Source organism: Lysinibacillus sp. 54212 (genome assembly GCF_036662795.1).
Classification (GTDB): domain Bacteria; phylum Bacillota; class Bacilli; order Bacillales_A; family Planococcaceae; genus Lysinibacillus_B.
This window is the reverse complement of sequence record NZ_JBAFWZ010000034.1, coordinates 1-20,905: the sequence shown is the minus strand read 5'-3', so window position 1 is coordinate 20,905 and position 20,905 is coordinate 1. Positions and strand designations below refer to the sequence as shown.

Here is a 20,905-nt window from a genome sequence, read left to right as displayed (position 1 = left end):
TATATAAATAAGTGTCATCCAGTAGTATTTGCACATATTTTTAAATAAGTCGTATATCAATTTCGCCAAATCACAATAATCAAGAAAACAAAACTAACAAATATTTTTTTGTCATAAGAAAAATTAATGAAGAAACTTAATTTAACTACGCTAATAAGCCTACCCATTCTAAAATGCATTTTGCCACAAAAATGTTTGTAAGTTAATTATGTGAAAAATCCAAGTAACATAACAATAAAATCGGTCAATTCCCATATAAATTAGGAGTTTTTCAACTTTATTTAAGCTAAATCAATTTTCAAATTTAAATCCATTATTTGTTGGAAATAGGTATTATCTCGTTTGATTAATTTTGTCGACTTTAACATACAATGCTATTTCGGAAATATACTAGTAGTATTTGAAAGTTAGGTGTGATTTGTTCGGTTCGTGTCTAGACTAAATTCGTTCTACTGGTAACCCATTTAAAAACATAGAATTCGAGGGAGTTGAGATGTTTTGAGGCAGCAAAGTAGGAATATCTTTGACAATAAGAAGGAACTATTTTCCCCAGAGAATGCGTTAAATAAGGGTTTTTCAGATTCCTTAGTACAAAATATTCACAAAGATATACTTGGTAAAAATTTAGCGGATGATATTTACCAATCGTATTTTGTTATTTTTGATCAGCGCTATTCTAAAGGACAAGTTGAATATATACTTGAAGTATTGCACAATCAGGCAGCTGACATTGCACGATCAAAAACGACCTATTACTTTTTTAGCGGTCTCATTCTTGCAATGTTTACTTTTATTGCCTCAATTATTAACACTCGACTTCCCATAGACTTCTCCCTCCTACAAATAGTTGCACTCTCGATCATTAGCTATAGTTTAGCAGTTTGGGTCATCTCCTATACCATTGATAAAGAGTATAGGAAAGTAAAGGAAGTTATTACATTAGTCAAATATTATTTGAATTTTTATAAACAATAGTGAATGAGAGGCGTATTATTCTGTACAGTGCTGCAAAAGCTATTGGTGAATCTTATAATGGGAGGAATGTTTTTATGGAGAGTGTACGAGAAGGTTTAATACCTGCCGTTCTTGGAACAGCCGTGACATCCACAGGCTTAGCCTTACGAAAAAATAAAAGCATTACACCATTGATCAAAGGGTCGATTATCGGCTTTGGTCTAGCCCATGTTATTTTAGGTGCCATTGATTTAGTAGAGCACCGACGATAGGGATTCAAATGGGCAGTCTCGCAACGGACTGCCCTCAACAAATACTGCAAAATAGGTTGTAATGCGACCGTTTACCATTCAATGGTCGAGCTCGAAACTCGCTTTACGCCTCTAATTGCCGCAATATCTTCAACGAGCTTGTGCATGGCCAAGTTCTTTTGCTTTGCTTCGACCATAATATCAAAGTCTTGATTTAACTCTTTTGCCAATTTAATAAACGGAAGAATAAAATCAAACGAAACAAAGTCTGCATGTGATCGGTATGCCTGCTCGGATTTCGGTGTGGATAAGTGTACTTTAGGTACTTCCTGATGATGATCCCATGTTTTAAATATACTTTCTAAATATTGCGCAATATTATCCTCAGTCTTGTTTGCCATATAATGATGATAATCAAAAATCATTGGAATCTTTTCTCTTTCACAGACGCTAAGAGTTTCCTCTACATTATAGGTTTTATCATCATTTTCAAGCGTCATGGACTCCTTAATGTCATGTGGTAATTTCTTTATATTTTCATGGAAACGACATAATGCCGCCTCCTTATCTCCGTATGCACCACCAATATGAATATTAATAATTCCACGGTCTAGCACACCCATCGCCTCAAACATTCTATAATGATAGTCCATATCCTTTATAGCCGCGTCCGTTACATCATTTCTCGGACTCGTAAATAACGTAAATTGTCCTGGATGAAGACTTGGTCGTATATTAAATTGATTGATGATTGTTCCTAACTCTTGCCATTGTTCCTTAAAAGGTGTGATATAGTCCCACATCACCTCTGGATGTGTGGCTAGCGGAACTAGTGAACTTGAAAAACGATATAACGGAATTTCATGCGCGATATTATAATACAGAATTCTTTTAGTATGATTTAGGTTTAGTGCTGTCGTTTCTATCAGCTTTTCCATTCGTTCATTTTCTGGAAGGGCTGAATATCTAGCAAATGTGAGGGATTTAGAGGGACTAGCATCCCATAGTCCAAGAGCATTTGCTACATAGCCAAATCGTATTTTCATCTGATTTCTCCTAAGCAAAATAAATGTAAATATTAACTAGTCTATATCTTTTGTAGCTTATATAAGCATAGCCGAAAAATAAATAACGAAAACTGCCCTGTAACGAATAACAAGACAGCTATTATTTAATTTTTCCACAGTTTACCTGGCCAATAAGAATAACGACCAAATACTGATATTAGTGCAGGAACTAAAAGAGGTCTTACAATAAAGGTATCAAGCAAGATTCCAATTGCTGTAACAACACCAAATTGTACTAACACTTGAATTGGTAAAGAGGCTAGGACAGCGAACGTTCCTGCTAGTATTAGACCTGCAGAAGTAATTACCGAGCCCGTAGAAGCAACTCCTCGAGCAACTGCTTCACGGTGCTCTATCCCCTTTTTACGGTTTTTCCAAATATCTGAAATCATAAAAATATTATAGTCATTGCCAAGCGCAATAATAAAGACAAACGAATAGAGCGGAATCGTACTTGCAATTGCATCTGCTCCAAAGAAATTTGTTAAAATGAGCCATCCAGCTCCAAGTGCTGCGAAAAATGACACAATAACTGTCACCATCAGATGTATAGATGTGATAATTGCTCGTAAGTATAAGACAAGAACTACGAACAGGATGATAATAATAATTGGCTGAATTAGTTTTTCGTCACTAGATTGTACGTCCTTTGTATCGAGCTGAACACTCGTCTCTCCCCCTACCCAATAGCTTTCAGAAGCATTTTCTATTCCCGCTTCTTCTAAAATTTCTGGTACCCTCTTTTTCATATCATCAACATCATCCATCGCTTCATTGGAGTATGGATTTTTATTCAAATCAACCTCGTATAATTGGATGTCGGGGTTATTTTGACCTGTTTGTGCTTCATCTACTACCGATACGTAAGGAAGCTCCTGTAATTGGGCTGAAATATCAATTGTCTCTCCACTCGTATCTACCAATACTTTTACTGGAGCTAGCTCACCTGGTGTGAAATTCTCTTCAATTAGTGCAAATCCTTCACGTGAAGGCATATCCTCCGGGAAAGAGGATAGTAAATCATAGCTATACTTAATTTGCGAGGATACGAGTGCTAAACCTACTAGCAGAGCCCCTGTGACAACTATAACTAGCCAAGGCTTATTAGAAGCAAAATCGCCAACCTTTTTCATAAAGCGATGATTTGACTTCGGTTCCTTATATGGTTTATTTTTCTTTTCAGCATGCTCTTTCGCCATTTCCTCTGTTCGTGGAATCATTGGCCAAAAAGCACCGCGACCAAGTACAGACAAAATCGCTGGCAGTAACGTTAATATAGCAACACCCGTCAGTAAAACACCAAAGCTAAATGGAACGGCAAAGCGCTCAAATGAACCATAATCCGCTAAACCAAGTGTCGCAAGTCCAATCACAACTGTAAGTGCACTCATCGCAATCGCATCAGCAGATTCTTTTATAGCCTGACTAAGTGCTAAAAATTTGTTAGGCTCCTCTAGTAATATATCTCGGTACCTCGTAATTAAAAATAAACAATAATCCGTCCCTGCACCAAACAGCAATACGATCATGATCGAAATAGCCTGTGCATCCTTATCGATCCAGCCACTTTCGGCAAACCATCCAAGTAGTGGGCTTACGACAAGAAACGCAATACTTACAACAAGTATTGGGATAATCGATAGAATCGGTGAGCGATAAATGGCAATCAGTAGGACTAATATTAGAATGACTGTTGCTGTCATAAGCTTAAAGTCAGCGGACTTAAATAAATTTGTTGCATCGACAGAAATACCAATTGGTCCCGAAAAGCGCGCCTGTAATCCACTTTCATCCAGACTTTTTTCATAAGGGTTCATTCCCAATTCTTTTTCAGTTAACGTCGTTAACGTAGCTAAATTTTCTTTTGAAATATCAGCGTTGGCACTTTCATCAAAAAAGACGGGTGTCACAATCGATTTTCCATTTTCTGAAACCATGCTTTGTAATGCCTCTACTGGCAATTGATGTAGGGGTGGGAGAACGGTTTGTGCTGTGAGAGGTGCTACTTCTAACCTCTTATACAAGCCTTGTATTTGCTGTAAATCCTCTTTCACAAGCCCCTCTTCCTTATTCCAAACAATAAGTAACGGTACCCCTGAATCAGAAGGGAATTGTTCTTCTATTAATGCGGCAGCCTGACGAGACGTCATATTGTCGGGTAAATCATCCCCTGCGAAATTTTCAACACTATTTACTTGCGGGAATAGGAGTCCCAGCACTACGACTAGTGTGATCCAAATCGCAATTGTCACCCATCTTGAGCGCTTACCTCCAACAATACTTCCCCATCTTTCTAGCGGTGACTTAGACATATACAAACCTTCTTTCATAATTTTTATTCAAGCTTATATTACAACATTTTCATAAATTACTTCTAATATTAAGTCATGAAAATCGAACAAATTTTCTACTTGAGGTAATACATTAATTATTCTACAAGTTCTTTTCCGGTGCTATAGCATCCTATTAGCTTTAGTTTTATTCAGACTAATCCATAGATAGAGAATCATGACTAGCAATAGTAAACACCCTGCCAAATAGTAAACGGCTTCATAGCTAAAAGCCATTGCTATGATGCCTAGCACATACGATCCAAGTGCAACACCTATATCAAAAAAGGTAAAATAAGTTGCTGTTGCATATCCGCTTCGCTGGTGAGTCGTAGATTGCACCGCTTGCGATTGTAGGCTTGTCGTTAATGTTCCGTACCCAATGCCTATAAAAATAGCAGAAAGTATAAACATTATTACGCCATGTAAAGATGCAAGCATAAATAGCCCTATTGAAAATAGAATAAATGCTGGAATAATTACAAATTGCGGTCCAACTTGATCATAAATTTTTCCCGTTAGCGGACGCGTAATTAGCATTGCCGCAGCAAAAACAGCATAAAAATAGCTTGCTACAGCTAATAAATTTTGGTGTTCTGCATAAATCGAGATAAAGCTTAGCACGCTTGAATACGAAAAGGCTAGTAAACAGGCCAAAAGCGAATAAGATAATGCTTTACGCTCAATTAAATCATCAACGGAAAATTTAAAGCCTCGTTCTACATTCATCGGCGCTTGTAAATCCCTCGTATTAATTGTAAGTGAAATACCACACCCTACTAATACAATAGTGGAAAGCACAAGAAATAATACATCAAAGCTTGCATATTGAATAACTAATAAACCGATAAAAGGGCCTATTACTACCGCTAAATTTGTAGACATTGTAAAATAACCTAGTCCGGCTCCTTTTCTTTTTTCAGGTACGATATCCGCTGCTAACGAGCCTGCTGCCGTTGTGGCAATACTAAACCAAATCCCTTGAAAAAAACGTAAGGCTAAAAGCAACAGAAATGGTTCAACAAAAATATAGAGAACTGTGCAAAATAAATAAAAGGATACACTAAGTGTTAACATTCTTTTTTTACCGTAAATATCCAGCAATTTCCCACAAAAAGGACGAACTAGAATAGCGGATAATAAAAATGCCGTCACCAACAATCCTGCATCATCCTCCGAGCCTTTCAATTCACCTATAACATATAACGGCAATGTTGTAACAAGGCCGTAAAACACTAAAAAGACAGACATATTCGTAAAAAATAAAGCGAAAAATCGCTTTGTAAAAATTTTATTCGCTCTCTCCAAAACGCTCAACCTTTCATTTTCTTCAATAACATGGCAAGCTGCTCCTGTTCTTCACCTGTTAAGTTACTCACCATCTTCTCCTCAAACGTCATTATCGAATTTTCAACCTTCGGAAATAGCTCGATTGCCTCCGGAGTTAACGAGACAATTTTTTCACGTCGATCATCTCCTTGTTGCCGTTCCACTAGTCCTAATTTTTCTAACCGAGCAACAGTTCTTGTAATTGTTGGGGCTTCGACATTTAAATATTTCCAAATGGAAGTTAAGCTCATCGGTCCTTCCTGATGTAATAGAAACAAAATTGTCCATTGAGAATTATAGAGTCCAAACTCCTTTAACGTATCGTTCAGTCTGTTTACTAAAAACCTATACTGCTGAAAAAACATATGAAATAACGGATTCATCCTTTGTCACCTCTTTTTATTTACCTAGTTAAACAATTTCACTTTTTAGTCTACGCCTACTACATATAAAAGTAAATAAAAAAACTAGTAAACCAATAGTGATTTACTAGCTTTAAAATTAATGGCTATGACTATATTCAATTATATTTAATAGTGCACCTACTGCACCGGAAAAACCACAGTCTTTTAAGAAAATCGGTGTATGCTTTTTCAAAATTGTATAATGGGAGATTACCTTTTTTAAATGTTCATTACTTGTTAACGTTGAGCCGATATAGACAATATAGTCCGCCTTACGTTCCTCGGCAACTTGTATACTTAATGTTGTAATGACTTCTCCAACAAGTCCTTGAACCGTTGCAAGCACATCATTTTTATTATAATTAATCTCTTCTGTAATGCCTACTTTCCCGAAATTACTAGCTGTTAATTTCCCGTCCAGTGGCATGTCCATACCAAGATAAATATCTTGGACTAGTAGATCAATGTCACTACGATTTCCTGTTGCAGCAAGTGTCTTAATTTCATTAAAATCACGAACACCAGTTAACAGTGTCGATAATCCGACAAGCGTACCACCACCCATACCTGTGCCACTAACACGAGAATGCGAGTTCCCATCCATATAATGGATTGAAGTACCTGTCCCGATATTTGTAATAATACTACTTTCGATTTGATGCCCTTCCCTTTCAAGCAAATATCGAACACCCTTTAAAGTTGCCTCGAACTCTACAATATATTGAATAGATTTCATCGTTTTTAATACATCACGAAGTTGTTCGGTTCTTCCACCAGTTAAACCAATTTCATCTACATCTGGATGCTGCTGCAGCCACTCCTTCACTAATTCCATTTCATTTGATGGAAATAACTCTAGCTTTAGCTCTCCAGCTTTATTAAAATACGCAAGCTTTGTTAGCGTACCCCCAGTATCGATTCCAATAACCTTTGCCATTGTAACGCTCTCCTTTATTTTCTCCCTTTTTAAACTTTACTCTCAGTTTTTTAATAGCGCAATCATTTCATTGCTATTTTTTATATTTTTCAACATGAGTTTGTTATTTTCCCTAAACTTCTACAGTACTTTGCGGGAATAAAGAACGCTTTGAAAACTCTTCTATAATGGCACCTTCATATTTACGCAATAAGCGACATACTTTCGCTTCATAAGCATGAACAGATTCATCCGTAATAAGAAATTTCGCTAACGCCTGTTCATCCTTTACTATTTGCTGTAACGACATCACCTCTGTTTTAGGTAGTTTACAGCTATGCAATCGAAGAATTTTGGATAGTGAACGTAAACCTGTTCTTGTCAAAATAACTTTATTATTAGCACTTTGTTCAATGTCATTTAACATTTTTCTTACGGCTTCACTTGGTGATACTGTTGTTACTTGGACCTTTTCAACCTCTCCGTCCTTTGACAATCGTTCCTGTTCCTTCACTGAAAATGCCAGCTTCTCCTGAAGTGTCGTAATTCCTTCAATCCTAATATCTGTTTCTAACACTTTGCAATGTGCAGACGTAACGGATAAATTAAAATAAGTTTCTTCCTGTTTGAAGCTGGAAAGTAACATTAATACATCATGCGTTTTTTGCTCTTCAATCATTTCCCCACCGTTTACAGCGACGAATATTTTTCGCAAACTATCTGCATCAGCTAGTGCTCTATGCTGTGTTTGGATATCTAAACCGAGTTGCTCCATTAAACTTCCTAAGCTTGGCTGCTCTTTTAAACCATTTGCAATCATGTATTTTTGCTGAAAGTCTATCATTGGAAATATAAAATCATCCTGAATCTTATTTCTAGCAAGCTCCTCCTCAAGTACTTTTCGATCAAAATCACCAAAAGTTAAAAAGATGGGGTCCCCTTTACTCCAACGTTTAAATTTATATATAGCTTCCTTAAAGGACGGCGCATCTAAAAGCTGCTCTGATTTAATTCCTGTTAGCTTTTGAATATGCTGATTTAACTTTTTAAATTTATAAGGTTTTATGAGCTGCGTAAAAGTTTCCATTACTCCATCCTGAGACCATTTCACTGCGCCAATCTCAATAATATTTTGCCGACCTTTTATTAAAGCTGCTTCAATATCGACACATATGTATGTTTTTTGTCTACTACCCAATCATTTCACCTTCTACTTTCTCAAAAGAACAATTCCCTTTATCTATTGTGTCTTTTATTTTATATGAAAATATCAAATTTTACACGACAATATTACTAAGTGAGAGGGAATAAGTCGTTTAAAAGCAGAAAAAGAATAATCATTTCAATCGAACTGCCTACGGTATTGGAAGAAAAAAATGATACTTTGTGTTTTATCTTTTATAAATTTTACGATACGATAGTAAGTAAGCAAGAAAGGTGGAGGAATAGCTCTATGAATGAAAAAGCACTGCAAAAGGATGCAATGCGTGTACTAAAGGAAACGAGCCGTACATTTTATATTCCTATTACATTTTTACAAAAAGAATTAAAAATGGCGGTAGCTACTGCTTATTTAGCAATGCGTGCCATTGACGAAATTGAAGATCATGAAGAAGTTGATAACAACGTAAAGCATGATATATTACTTGAGCTAAGTGAATTATTGAAAAAACCATTTAATGAAGAAGCATATTTAGCGTTACTCACACCTATTAAGGAAAAGATGCCGGAAGTAACCCTGCGCCTAGGTGATTGGATAAAGCTTTGTCCTGAAGGTGCGCGTTCACATGTTGCTGCTTCAACAAGCGAAATGGCGATGGGAATGGGAAAATGGGCGAAGGCGAACTGGCAAGTACACACACGTGAAGACTTAGATGACTATACATATTATGTAGCTGGTCTTGTTGGTGTCATGCTTTCTGACCTTTGGGAATGGCATGCTGGTATAAAAACGGACCGTGACCTAGCGATTGGCTATGGTCGAGGTTTACAGGCAGTTAACATCCTTCGGAATGAGCAGGAGGATTTAGCTGAGCGTGGTGTAAGCTTTGTTCCAGATGGTTGGACACGTAAGGAGCTCTTTGAATATGCTGACGAAAACTTAGCTAAAGCTGATGAATATATGAAGAGCATTTCAAAGCGCAGTATATTATTATTCTGTCGTCTACCACTTGCACTTGCTCATAAGACCTTAAAGGCAATGAAAGACGGCCGAGAGAAAATGTCCCGTGAGGAAGTCGAACAAACAGTCGAAGAAATTCAAGCAGATTGATTATTGAGAGCCCTTTCGAAACTCCATTTTGAAAGGGTCTTTCTTATTATTGTAAAATTATAGAACTGAAACATTAATCTCAGGATGATTTCCGCCAGAGCCAGAGGACAACAGATGTTTTGTGTAGCGAAAGCGAAGCGTCAGCTACACGACCTTGGTCACGAAGGCGTAGTTACAGAATGTGACGGTTTTAGCCATCGTTCCTAAATTCCTGGGGGCGTCCGATAAAGGGACAGCCCCTTCACCACAACCTTTCTAATCTTTTATCAAAAAATTAGAATGCGCTAATATGACATCTGTTTGTCTATTCAATAACTGCAAGGTGTCAAGCTTTCCGTAATTTTGTTGAAATGAATGGACAATATGATATCCGATACAATAACCAATCCAGTTTGGGAACCCCTCCCCCTCATTCCCATATAAGAAAATCCGATGATTGTTAATTCCCGTAACAAATCTTGCCCCTACAAATTTTTCTTCCCACATGATTAAAGACTCTGCTAAAGAATATCGCTTTGTCCAAGGCGAAAGGAATTGATCCCCATACATTTCTTCAACTGCATATTCTGCCATTCCCTCTAAAACAAGCGTATCCTGCAGCGTTACTTTTTCTAACGATAAGTTAAAAATATGCAGTCTACAAATATGATGATATTCATGAGCAACTAAAGCCTTCAACTCCATAACATCCAACTCTGTAGAAACAAAAAGAAACAGAGCATTGCGATAAGCGATACCATTTTTAATCGGGACAATATTATCTATTTTCAATCTATTTTTCGTTAACGGGTAAATATAAATAGATATTTCAGGTCCCTTCCATAAAACTTTAAGTCGTTCATATTCTCGCTGTACAATCTCCCAAACATTTTTTTCTTCAAGCTCCTTCACCCTACTATTTAAATCCTCACATTCATTAGGAGTTATTAATCCATTCCTTATTAGCTCATAGTGAATAGCCTCGAGTGATGCGTGAGGAAATAAGCTTTTTAACGGCTTACATAATATTTCACGGTGGATAGCCGCTATTTTTACTGCTGATTGGAATTTACATAATTCACTAATATCGAGCAGCAATTTTTCAGTACGAATAACTGTCAATCTTCTCATCCTTTTTCACATTATATGTTATAGACAATTAGCACGTGTCTAGTAAAAGAATCTTCATATTATAGTGAATAGTCCACGGAAAAGGAGGTTTGTATATGGGGCAAAATAATGTTTATGATTTATGCTGTAAATATAACGGTAAAAGAGTACGTATTACGGACAACAGAGGGAATGTACATGTAGGAACAATTTCTAGAGTTAATCGAAGAATGGTTTGGATTCAACCAGACGAAGGTTTCGGAGGTCTAGGGATTGGTTTTTGGGGCTTTGGATCAGGATTTGGCTACGGAATCGCTTTAGGAGCTATCACAGGCATTGTGCTAACTACAGCTTTCTTATGGTAAATTAATTATTATTTATGCCGATTCCATCACAAGAATCGGCCTCTTTTACCTTGAACAGGTTTCGCCTCTTCCTTCTGATAATTTTACTAACATTAAAATATACTCAATTGAGGCATTTTCTTATTTCATATTCCTTTCAGCAAATACGAATATCACAAAGAACAAAATTACGATTACTCGCATCTTTGTGCTATAGGCAAACGCTCTCTTACCTCTAGGCAGGTTTTTCCACGGGTAAGCACCGAGCGGAGTCGCCGCCTTCCGCTCCACTTAAACGTTCGTGAATCTTCTTAGAAAAACTATATATGAAATTAGCTAAATTAATTAACAATAATAACGACGTTTTTTAGTCAAAAATATGATTCCCTTCAAGATAAAGGATTCAATCATTTCATAATACCAATCCTCATGATCCTTTACCGATTCTCCATATCGGTTACATTGCATTTTTAAAATCTCATCAACTGTATAAATACCATTCATTTGCATGCAAACCTCATAAGCAGTTTGATTTAAATCTACATATTCAAAATCACCAGGAGCTGCCGTTATTTCATGATAATCAATTTCTAATATGGCCCCATCTGATGACTTGTTAATTTGAACGTGTTTTCCAATAATAGGTATCAAATGATGAATATCAATGTGACATATTTCAGCTATTACACCTTTTTCCATTGTTCTCCCTCTCTCTCACCCTATAATATTACTATAAATTGATAATGTCGAAATTTGTATAATGGGTTTCCGAAAATATTTTTCGAATATACCGAAAAATTTTTTTCGGTATCACTAGTTTATGTTGTAAAAATATGAACAAAAAGCAGCACTCGTTAATAACTAAAAATAGAGCGCTCTAAGATTCCCCTTAGAAACGCTCCATTTTAATCTCTACAATTTACATGTACTCTTATTAAATTATATTTAATTCTTTTGCTTTCATTACTGCTTCAGCTCTTGAATCTACTCCAAATTTTGAAAAAACTTTAGATAAATAATTCTCGATTGTTCGTTGTGTCACTTGTAATTCAAAGGCCATCGCTTTATTTGTATAGCCTTTAGCAACATACTCTAACACTTTCCGCTCTTTATCACTAATACTAAAGATCGCCTTCACCTTTTCCCTTTGATGCTGACTATTAACATAATGCAGAAAATCCGCAGACACCAAAATTTCCTTTCTTAATGCAGCCCTAATTGTTTGAATAACCTGCTCACGTGTTGCAGTTTTTGACAATATACCATCTATTTTATTTTCAAGTAGTAATTTATAATAATCTGTTAAATTATACCCTGTGTAAAGGATAATGATCGAGTTTGGAAGCTGTTTTTTTATACTTTCTGATAACGCTATTCCATTAATAGGGTTCATATTTACATCAAGCAAAAAAACATCGTATGTACTATCATTAAGTCTAGACATTACATTTCCTGAATTCTTCTCCATTTCAACGATAAAATCGACTTCAGAATCAAGTAACTTCTTGCTTCCCTCTAATACTACTTCGTGATCATCAACAATTAGAATGCTAGTCTTTTGTGTATTCATAAAGAGTAATCACTACTTTCAATCCATTTTGATTTGATGTTTCTACTTTCAAATCCCCTTGCATTGCTTTCACTCGTTCCCTAATACCCCTTAAGCCCATCGAATTTGAAGATTGCATTACATGGTCTAAATCGAGCCCTATACCATCATCTTCATAACGAATCGTACATAGATTATCCTTTTGCCCAACATAGATACTTACATAGTTCGCTTCTGAATGCTTTAATGCATTATGACAAAGCTCTTGAACAATTCGATAAATCATTAATGGTGCATCGCCTGGCTTTAATTTCATCGATTCTATTTCAGCCTTTAGTAAGAAGTTCGCCTGCATTTTTACCTTTTTAAAAAATGTATCTAACGCTTCATTTAAACCTAATGTATCTAATAATGGAGGACTTAAATTCTCACAATAGCTTCGTAGCTCATAATTAATATCGAGAATTTGTTCCCTAATAAGTTCAATACCTTGTATCGATAGCACATTATTACTCATCAGACTTTCTAGTTGTCGAGCCACTTGTATTTGATCCTGCAAAATTGTATCATGTAATTCTTGCGCTAGTATCCTTTTTTCTTTTTCTACATTTTGCCACACAACCATATCAAGCCAATGACTCTCATACTGTTCATTTGATCGCAAAGATTCAATTTGGGCTAATAAATCCCCGATCTTTTCCAGACTATAAATAAACATATTAACATACACACCCATTAACTCTAACCATAACACCTTATCACGACCGATTGGAGAATGAATATGTAACGTGATATTGAGATTGGGTACATTATAAATATACATAGAATAACTAGTATCATTCTTTATCATTTTAGCAATAGGATGATTTTCCATATAATGATCCTCATCAATGACTAACGAAATATGATTAATTCCTAGTGTTGTTTCGATTTCCTGCTTTACGATATGAAGTAACTGCTCCTTACTAAGCGCCTGACTCATTTTAAATACAGATGTGTATAAATTTTGAATGGTATGCCCTTTTGTAGTGAATAAAACTCTACGTGTATGAAAATCAGTATATTCCTTGAAAAACATCCCTACCATCAAAAATACAAAAAATAGTATTAGTAATACGCCAAAAAGCTGCCATGAAAAGCCAAAGACAAGCATAGCAATAATCGATTGACAGAGTGCTGCAGCAAAGGATAACACACTATAATATTGCAGCTTATTAATATAATACTGTATGTCAAAAAGTGCCTTAGTTAAGATTAAAAAGGTAAAAGGTGTGATTAATATAAATAAGAGCGCAATATCTGCATCCATTAATTGAGTGTCAAAGAGAAGCACCGGTACCAAATAAAATAAAACAAACGGCATAAAAGGTATTAGAATGGCATAAATAATATATTTAGCTTTCGTATCTTTCCGAATTTTAATGCCGATAAATAGCTGAATGAAAATAACGACTAATAATACAACTACACTTATTAATATAATAATCGAGGAAATCTCATAAAACACTTCGTAAAAATAGTAGTGGATATTGGAAATAACCACTAGAAACGCCATGGAATATAAAGTCTTAGTAATAAAAATCGTTAACTTTATTTTTAAATACGTATTCAAAAACTGAACTAAAAAAACAAAGCTGAGTACAATGGTGGTGCTATTAACAGTCAGCCCAATTAAATCATATTTACTAGAGGCACTACCACTAACGTATGCCATTGATACAGCCATTAAAAATAAAACTAATAACCAATTCCCTTCGTTAATGGCATGATTTTTATACATAACAAAAACAATGAACATAGTCAGTACGAAGTAGCACAAAGGTACAATTTCATGTAAAATAAATTGCCTAGATAAATAAGAATCTTTAGCATTAATTTGCTTATTTGTATCGTTTTGCCGAACTAAAATTGTTTTCGCAGTAACAATTTTATTATTTTTTAATAATTCGTCGTTCTCTGATAGTTCTTTTCCGTTAATTTCAAGGACCTCATCCCCGATATGTAACCCAACATGCTCAGCCCATGTTGGAAATTCAAATGAATCAATTAACCATTTATCTCCCTGTTTGCTTAAATGAATCCCTACTAGCAGGGAGGAAGATGCTATAAATAATAGGTATACACCTAAGAATAGGTGTATACCAAATGTCCACTTTATTATGTTCAAATAATTCATGTTCTTTCTAAACATCTCTCCAATATCCATTACCCCTTGTAGATGTATCCGCATTTTCCTTCATGCCATACATCTCTGTAATAGCTGTAGACTCTTCTGCTGAAATCCCTACTAGAGATACTTTCCCATGTTGTAAAAGGTTAACAACAGTTGGATTTAACTCTAAATACTCAATTATCTTATTCATTACTCCCCCTCCTTTCTTAGATATTTGTATAGGCTCTGCTACGTAATTGTCAATTTTAGTCATCGGCTGATAATTATTAATCAATTTCCTGAAAAATTAACATATTCCATAACCATAGCCTTATTTTAAAATCCCTAATAAATATTGTTGAAGATTATTAGGAAATTTAAACCCATTAACTAACTCCCTACCTCTATTACGATAAAGAATTCTTTGAGCAATACTAAATCTCACTGGTTCAAGTTCTTTAGCTATCATCTTTAATCGATCTATGTCATCAGAGGATGAATTATCATTTCTATAATAACTTAATATATACTCACTTAATTCATTTTCCTTACTTACCATGTACAATATGGGTAAGGAAACTTTTTTATTGTATAAATCATTTTTACTAGATATACTCGTAAAGCCTTCGATATCATTACTAATTTGTTCAGTTATTCCAATAATTTCTCCCAATCGTATTATTTCCGAATTTATTTTCCCCGTTGCTAAAACATAACCAACTATAAAACTTAGGGCACTAAGGGATCCAGATTTTAACCGAACCATTTCAATATATTCGCTAGTCTCAATAAACTCACTTTTTAAATCCTGTATCTGCCCTTCAATACTACGAAAAACAAGGCACTCAAATATGTTGCATGCCATCTCACTATACTTTAGATCGCAGCTGCGCAAAATATATGTACTTGTTAACAATATACCTAGTACACCATTCAAAGCCTGTGCGGGGTCCTCACTCCATTTATAATTTGAATCCCTATCCTGAATATCATCTACTATATCCAGTGCCAGGATGAGGTATTCAATTGCCAATCCAATAAGATGAATCTTACTGTTTTTCTCAGATGAAAATGCTCTATACATCTCGATACAGTTTTGATAGAAGGGAAACGTATAAGATTTTTTCTCATGAATGAAATCTATCATCAATTCTTTTAAATTTGAATTTATTCGAGTATCCTTTCCAACATAAGATAAGAGTTGCTCATGAATATTATTCAAGCTGTATCTCTCCAATCAATGTTATTGCAGTACTTTATATCATTATTACAAATTATGGTTCATTTTTAAATATTTTTTTCTAAGTTTTGGATATTAATTTACAAAAAGTGTCCTAATTTAGAATATTGGGATTATTTTCGTCTCTAAGCTATTTGTTTACATTCAAAAAAACAAGCAAAAAGCATTTCCGCTCCTGCTTGCTTCAAAACATCACTGTTTATTTTTCTTTAATGTTATTATTTGTAGAATAGTAGTATCCCTGCACTACAAATTAAGCAAATAAAGACGTAGGTTATTGTAATAATATAGCGCTTCTTTTCCTTTAAGAATACATATTCGAGAAATGTACGAATAACGTAGATCACTGCAAAAAATAAAAATAGTAAAATGTACTGCTGCTTCCCGGCATAGACACCTGAAGATATCACCATTAAAAATACGAAATAGGCTGCGATTTCAAATAACATATGCTTTCGATTAATAAATTGATCCATAAATTTTTGATTTCGCTCGATATTAAACTTCTTTCGAATCATTAAATCAAGTACACCTGCTGCAATAAATGCCCCAATAATAATTGTTATTAACACCCTTAAATCTCCTTTAGACCTCTGTTTGCAAATATTGCTGTCGTAAATGCTCAGGCACCATATTTCCACCTGTTGACCACACAAGATGAACGGCATTTTGTAAATATGGCTGTAGCCCTTGTTCCTCAATATACTGCTGTCCTTCACATAATAATTGAATCGGACCAAATACTCCGGCATGTGCAGAAGGCTCCATAAAAATATTTTCTTGCTCATACATGGCCTTTAGACTTCTAAATAAAAAGCTATCATCTACAGTATAACAACCACTAAGCATTGGTTCCATTAATGTACCTACAAACTTTGAAGGACGTCCAACAGCTAATCCGTCTGCTTCTGTTTCATTCGTTAGACCGATATCAGAGACGGCAATCTCATCATGTAATCCTGTCATCATTCCGAGTAGCATACACGGGGATTGCATTGGTTCTCCAAAGAAAATATGGACGTTCGGACCGAAGATTTGCTTTAATCCGAAGGCTACGCCACCTGGTCCCCCTCCAACTCCACACGGTAAATAGACAAATAACGGGTGTTTGGCATCCACTTTAATTTTATTGGTTGTTAATTGCTCTTGTAGTCGTAAAGCAGCGACAGCATAGCCAACAAACAAATCTTTCGAATTTTCATCATCTATAAAATGACAAGTTGAATCTCCCTCCGCCTCTTTCCGACCATTTGCTACTGCCACACTATAATCCTCTTCATACTCAATGACTTCAACACCTTGAGAGCGAAGTAAATCCTTCTTCCATTGTTTCGCATCAGCTGACATATGCACAGTCACCTGAAAGCCAAGCTTTGCACTAATAATACCTATACTTAAACCTAAATTACCTGTGGATCCTACAGTAATTTTATATTGGCTGAATAACTCTTTAAATCTCTTCTCATTTAATATCGAGTAATCATCCCTCATTGATAACATTCCATGTTGAATCGCTAATGTTTCCGCATGCTTTAAAACTTCATAGATTCCACCTCTCGCTTTAATTGATCCTGAAATTGGAAGAGCGTGGTCACATTTCAGCAATAGCCTTCCTGGAATTCTTATCGCCCTTCTTCCTTCAATTAGTTTTTTCATATTCGAGATCTCTTTAATGTTTGACTCAATTATTCCGTTTGAAATTGCTGTCTCTGGAAAAGCTACTTTTAAATATGAAGAAAAGCGTGCTAAGCGTGCTGCCGCTTCTTCAACATCTTTCATTGAAACTTGTTTAGAAGTTACTTTCTGTTGTTGAAGCTTTCTATTTATCCAAAATACATATTTTTGACTTTCCAAGTCTAATAACAGTGGAAATTCCGAATATAATTTCTTGATTTGACAGTTATTGTTCATCTTTTGCTCCTTCTTTCTTTGCTAAAATAGCTCGTTCACAAATTTGTCGAAAATTCCTTTCGAACGAAATATTATTTTTTTCTGTGCGTTTTTTTGGTCCCCTTACACGACCACCGGCACGTCTAATTTTTGCACTTTCATACCGAAATGCTAGAAGTTGATCGATGTTGTCTGATGTCATCTCTCTACCATTAGAATCTATTACAAATGCCCCTTTTGCTAAGCACATCGCCGCTAGTCCAAAATCACTAGTGATCACAAGGTCATGTTTTGTAAGCGCATTAACTAGCTTAAAATCAACTGAATCGGGTCCTTTCGGTACAATAATTGTTATTACATTTTCACGTTCTATCCGATGAGATGTATCGCAAAATAAGATGGGTTTAATCTCATATTGAGATGATATAAACAGCGCCAAATCAACAACGGGACAAGCATCTGCATCAATTAATAGCCTAATCACTTAAAAACACTCCTTCAATATATAACCAAAAATTATTATTCCAATATACTTTTTATCGTGGTTTATTTCACCTCATATACAGTTTACAGGGTAATGTTACGTTAAAATTATATTGAATTGTTAGAAAAATCATAATACGATACTGCTATCAACTTTTTGGGGGTTAACACAATGACGACAGTATTAGTTACTAATGAATCTCGTGCTAAAGAATATATCGATGAGGTATTCTCACAATTAAAACAGAAAAACAGTCATCAGCCAGAGTTTTTACAAGCAGCTGAAGAAATCTTATTTTCTTTAGCACCTGTTTTTGCTCAGCATCCAGAATATATTGAGCACAATATTTTAGCGCGTATTGTTGAACCTGATCGTATCGTATCATTCCGCGTCGCATGGCAAGATGATAATAATCAAGTACAAGTAAACCGTGGCTACCGCGTTCAATTCAATAATGTAATTGGACCTTATAAAGGTGGATTACGCTACCACCCAACTGTAAATGAATCAATTATGAAATTCCTTGCATTCGAACAAATTTTTAAAAATGCTCTTACTGGCCAACCAATCGGAGGCGGTAAAGGTGGATCAGATTTTAATCCAAAAGGGAAATCAGATGCTGAAATTATGCGCTTTTGCCAAGCATTTATGACTGAATTATACCGTCATATTGGTCCTGATGTCGACGTTCCAGCTGGTGATATTGGTGTAGGCGCTCGTGAAGTTGGCTTCTTATGGGGACAATATAAGCGAATTCGTGGTTCATATGAAGCTGGCGTTTTAACTGGTAAAAAACCTGGTTACGGCGGCTCATTAGGACGTAAAGAAGCTACTGGCTATGGTTTAATCTACTTCGTTGCTGAAATGTTACGAGAAAAGAACGAATCATTCCTTAATAAAACAGTTGTAGTTTCTGGTTCTGGTAACGTAGCTATTTACGCAATTGAAAAGGCACAGGCATACGGCGCTAAAGTAGTAGCTTGTTCAGATTCGGCTGGTTATATTTATGATTCAGAAGGCATCGACCTTGCTGTAGTAAAAGAAATTAAAGAATTAAAAGGCGATCGTATTAAAACTTATTTAAACTATCGCCCAAATGCAGAATACCATGAAGGATGCACAGGCATTTGGAATATCCCATGCGACATTGCCCTTCCTTGTGCAACACAAAATGAAATAAATGGCGATGCTGCGCGTACTTTAATTGCTAATGGGACGAAATTCGTAGCGGAAGGTGCAAATATGCCATCCGATTTAGAGGCAATAAATGAATATTTAGCAAATGATATTTACTTTGGTCCTGGTAAAGCTGCAAACGCTGGTGGTGTAGCTGTTTCAGCACTAGAAATGGCTCAAAATTCTGGCCGTAACTACTGGTCATTTAATAAAGTAGACGAAAAATTACAAGATATTATGAAGGATATTTATACTGAGAGTAAGGAAGCAGCTGAAAAATACGGTACACCTGGAAACTTAGTAGTCGGCTCTAACATTGCTGGCTTCGTAAAAGTTGCAAACGGTATGGTAGCTGAAGGTGTTTATTAATATAAAGTATTATATTTAACTCGTAATATCTAGACTAACATAATTCGTACTTAGAAAAAGATGATGGCATTGAGTCATCATCTTTTTACCGTCATTAACAACAGCTGATAGGATGCTCTTTCGATTAAAAACGAACATTTTTATCTTTATAATTCAAAATCATTCGTGTTATAATTATTTTTGTAAGTTGAAACGGAGGTTTTTTTGTGGAATTAATTTATACTGGTAAAACGAAAAACGTATTTAAATTAGAAAATGGTCATTATTTATTAAAATTTAAAGATGATGTGACAGGAGAAAACGGTGTATTTGATCCAGGAGCTAACACAGTTGGCTTAACGATCGATGGTGCTGGATTAGCCTGTTTACGTTTAACATCTTTCTTTTATTCAAAATTAAACGAGCAAGGTGTCCCTACTCATTTCGTAGATGCAAATTTTGACGATGCTGCAATGACTGTAAAACCAGCCACTGTTTTCGGGAATGGTCTAGAAGTGATATGTCGTTTTAAAGCTGTCGGGAGCTTCCTTCGCCGTTACGGTGCTTACGTAAAAGAAGGTCAAGATTTAGATTCTTTTGTTGAAGTGACAATTAAAGATGACGACCGTTTAGACCCTCCAATTTCTGCGGATGCACTTGATATGCTTGGTATTCTTACTTTAGAAGAATATGCCATCTTAAAAGAGCGTACAGTAGAAATTTCAAAATTTGTTGGAGCCGAGTTAGCGAAAAAAGGCTTAACACTATATGATATTAAATTAGAATTTGGTCGCGATGCAAAAACGAATGAAATTTTATTGATCGATGAAATTTCTGGTGGTAACATGCGTGCCTATAAAGGTGACACTTATATTGAACCGTTAGAGCTTGAAAAAATTATGCTAGCCGACTAACAATCTTTATTTATTAGAAGAGGCTGTGACAAATCTCGAAAACATCATTTTTCTCATCAAGAGAAATGATGTTTTTTTAGTATGAAGAAAATCTATTTTCGTTCCGAGGACGCTTTCGAGGGCACAAAACATTGCTCCTGCCGCTATGCTTTCGTCGCACAAAACATTGCTCCTGACGCTACGCTTTCGTCGCACA

At 35.6% G+C, this 20,905-nt stretch carries 21 protein-coding genes; 6 read left to right on the top strand and 15 right to left on the bottom strand.

Annotation, left to right across the window (positions count from 1 at the left end; all coding sequences use genetic code 11):
• Positions 1–498 precede the first annotated feature (498 nt).
• Together V4T18_RS16525 and V4T18_RS16520 are read left to right on the top strand one after the other, a co-directional pair.
• Positions 499–975: a hydroxymyristoyl-ACP dehydratase gene (locus tag V4T18_RS16525; protein WP_332651287.1), complete on the top strand. Its 477-nt coding sequence runs from the start codon at positions 499–501 to the stop codon at positions 973–975.
• Between the two features lie 74 nt (positions 976–1,049).
• Entirely contained in the window at positions 1,050–1,226 is a 177-nt protein-coding gene (locus V4T18_RS16520; RefSeq protein WP_332651285.1) for an asparagine synthase, read from the top strand.
• 71 nt (positions 1,227–1,297) lie between these two features.
• Here V4T18_RS16520 and uvsE read toward each other — a convergent pair whose 3' ends face one another.
• From uvsE to V4T18_RS16490, 6 genes are all read right to left on the bottom strand, one after another.
• Positions 1,298–2,251, bottom strand: a complete 954-nt coding sequence (uvsE, locus tag V4T18_RS16515) for a UV DNA damage repair endonuclease UvsE (RefSeq protein ID WP_332651284.1) — start codon at positions 2,249–2,251, stop codon at positions 1,298–1,300.
• A gap of 125 nt (positions 2,252–2,376) precedes the next feature.
• On the bottom strand, positions 2,377–4,584 hold the full coding sequence (locus V4T18_RS16510) for an MMPL family transporter (RefSeq protein WP_332651282.1): 2,208 nt from the start codon (positions 4,582–4,584) through the stop codon (positions 2,377–2,379).
• 141 nt (positions 4,585–4,725) lie between these two features.
• The gene (locus tag V4T18_RS16505; protein WP_332651306.1) at positions 4,726–5,910 is read right to left on the bottom strand and encodes an MFS transporter; all 1,185 of its coding nucleotides are present in this window, start codon (positions 5,908–5,910) and stop codon (positions 4,726–4,728) included.
• A gap of 5 nt (positions 5,911–5,915) precedes the next feature.
• Positions 5,916–6,314, bottom strand: a complete 399-nt coding sequence (locus V4T18_RS16500) for a MarR family winged helix-turn-helix transcriptional regulator (protein ID WP_332651281.1) — start codon at positions 6,312–6,314, stop codon at positions 5,916–5,918.
• A gap of 118 nt (positions 6,315–6,432) precedes the next feature.
• On the bottom strand, positions 6,433–7,272 hold the full coding sequence (gene coaW, locus V4T18_RS16495; protein WP_332651279.1) for a type II pantothenate kinase: 840 nt from the start codon (positions 7,270–7,272) through the stop codon (positions 6,433–6,435).
• A gap of 112 nt (positions 7,273–7,384) precedes the next feature.
• The gene (locus V4T18_RS16490; RefSeq protein WP_332651277.1) at positions 7,385–8,449 is read right to left on the bottom strand and encodes a 3'-5' exonuclease; all 1,065 of its coding nucleotides are present in this window, start codon (positions 8,447–8,449) and stop codon (positions 7,385–7,387) included.
• Between the two features lie 255 nt (positions 8,450–8,704).
• On the opposite strand from V4T18_RS16490, the gene V4T18_RS16485 reads away from it, so the two are divergent.
• Positions 8,705–9,523, top strand: a complete 819-nt coding sequence (locus V4T18_RS16485) for a squalene/phytoene synthase family protein (protein ID WP_332651276.1) — start codon at positions 8,705–8,707, stop codon at positions 9,521–9,523.
• Between the two features lie 255 nt (positions 9,524–9,778).
• Here the strand turns inward: V4T18_RS16485 and V4T18_RS16480 are convergent, their stop codons facing one another.
• Positions 9,779–10,624, bottom strand: a complete 846-nt coding sequence (locus V4T18_RS16480; RefSeq protein ID WP_332651274.1) for a DUF2268 domain-containing protein — start codon at positions 10,622–10,624, stop codon at positions 9,779–9,781.
• Between the two features lie 104 nt (positions 10,625–10,728).
• On the opposite strand from V4T18_RS16480, the gene V4T18_RS16475 reads away from it, so the two are divergent.
• Positions 10,729–10,977 (top strand): hypothetical protein, encoded by a 249-nt coding sequence (locus tag V4T18_RS16475; protein WP_332651272.1) that lies wholly within the window; start codon positions 10,729–10,731, stop codon positions 10,975–10,977.
• A gap of 324 nt (positions 10,978–11,301) precedes the next feature.
• Here V4T18_RS16475 and V4T18_RS16470 read toward each other — a convergent pair whose 3' ends face one another.
• The 8 genes from V4T18_RS16470 to V4T18_RS16435 all read right to left on the bottom strand — a co-directional run bounded on the left by V4T18_RS16470 (position 11,302) and on the right by V4T18_RS16435 (position 18,268).
• Positions 11,302–11,655, bottom strand: a complete 354-nt coding sequence (locus V4T18_RS16470) for a hypothetical protein (protein ID WP_332651270.1) — start codon at positions 11,653–11,655, stop codon at positions 11,302–11,304.
• A 235-nt stretch (positions 11,656–11,890) separates the two neighbouring features.
• Positions 11,891–12,526, bottom strand: a complete 636-nt coding sequence (locus V4T18_RS16465; protein ID WP_332651269.1) for a response regulator transcription factor — start codon at positions 12,524–12,526, stop codon at positions 11,891–11,893.
• Positions 12,507–14,672 carry a sensor histidine kinase gene (locus V4T18_RS16460; RefSeq protein WP_332651268.1) on the bottom strand — a complete coding sequence of 722 codons (2,166 nt, stop codon included), beginning with the start codon at positions 14,670–14,672 and terminating at the stop codon, positions 12,507–12,509. The genes V4T18_RS16465 and V4T18_RS16460 overlap by 20 nt, the downstream gene beginning before the upstream one ends.
• 16 nt (positions 14,673–14,688) lie before the next feature.
• A complete protein-coding gene (comX, locus tag V4T18_RS16455) occupies positions 14,689–14,868 on the bottom strand; it encodes a competence pheromone ComX (RefSeq protein ID WP_332651267.1) in 180 nt (59 codons plus the stop codon).
• Positions 14,869–14,988: 120 nt separating this feature from the next.
• On the bottom strand, positions 14,989–15,879 hold the full coding sequence (locus V4T18_RS16450) for a polyprenyl synthetase family protein (RefSeq protein ID WP_332651266.1): 891 nt from the start codon (positions 15,877–15,879) through the stop codon (positions 14,989–14,991).
• 236 nt (positions 15,880–16,115) lie between these two features.
• Positions 16,116–16,469 (bottom strand): DUF4181 domain-containing protein, encoded by a 354-nt coding sequence (locus tag V4T18_RS16445; RefSeq protein WP_332651265.1) that lies wholly within the window; start codon positions 16,467–16,469, stop codon positions 16,116–16,118.
• A gap of 13 nt (positions 16,470–16,482) precedes the next feature.
• A complete protein-coding gene (locus V4T18_RS16440) occupies positions 16,483–17,808 on the bottom strand; it encodes a D-serine ammonia-lyase (protein ID WP_332651264.1) in 1,326 nt (441 codons plus the stop codon).
• The gene (locus V4T18_RS16435; RefSeq protein ID WP_332651304.1) at positions 17,798–18,268 is read right to left on the bottom strand and encodes a YaiI/YqxD family protein; all 471 of its coding nucleotides are present in this window, start codon (positions 18,266–18,268) and stop codon (positions 17,798–17,800) included. The genes V4T18_RS16440 and V4T18_RS16435 overlap by 11 nt, the downstream gene beginning before the upstream one ends.
• A 174-nt stretch (positions 18,269–18,442) precedes the next feature.
• On the opposite strand from V4T18_RS16435, the gene gdhA reads away from it, so the two are divergent.
• Positions 18,443–19,816 (top strand): NADP-specific glutamate dehydrogenase, encoded by a 1,374-nt coding sequence (gene gdhA / locus V4T18_RS16430; RefSeq protein WP_332651263.1) that lies wholly within the window; start codon positions 18,443–18,445, stop codon positions 19,814–19,816.
• A gap of 206 nt (positions 19,817–20,022) precedes the next feature.
• Positions 20,023–20,709, top strand: coding sequence for a phosphoribosylaminoimidazolesuccinocarboxamide synthase (locus V4T18_RS16425; protein ID WP_332651262.1), 687 nt, complete (start codon positions 20,023–20,025; stop codon positions 20,707–20,709).
• Positions 20,710–20,905: the final 196 nt, after the last annotated feature.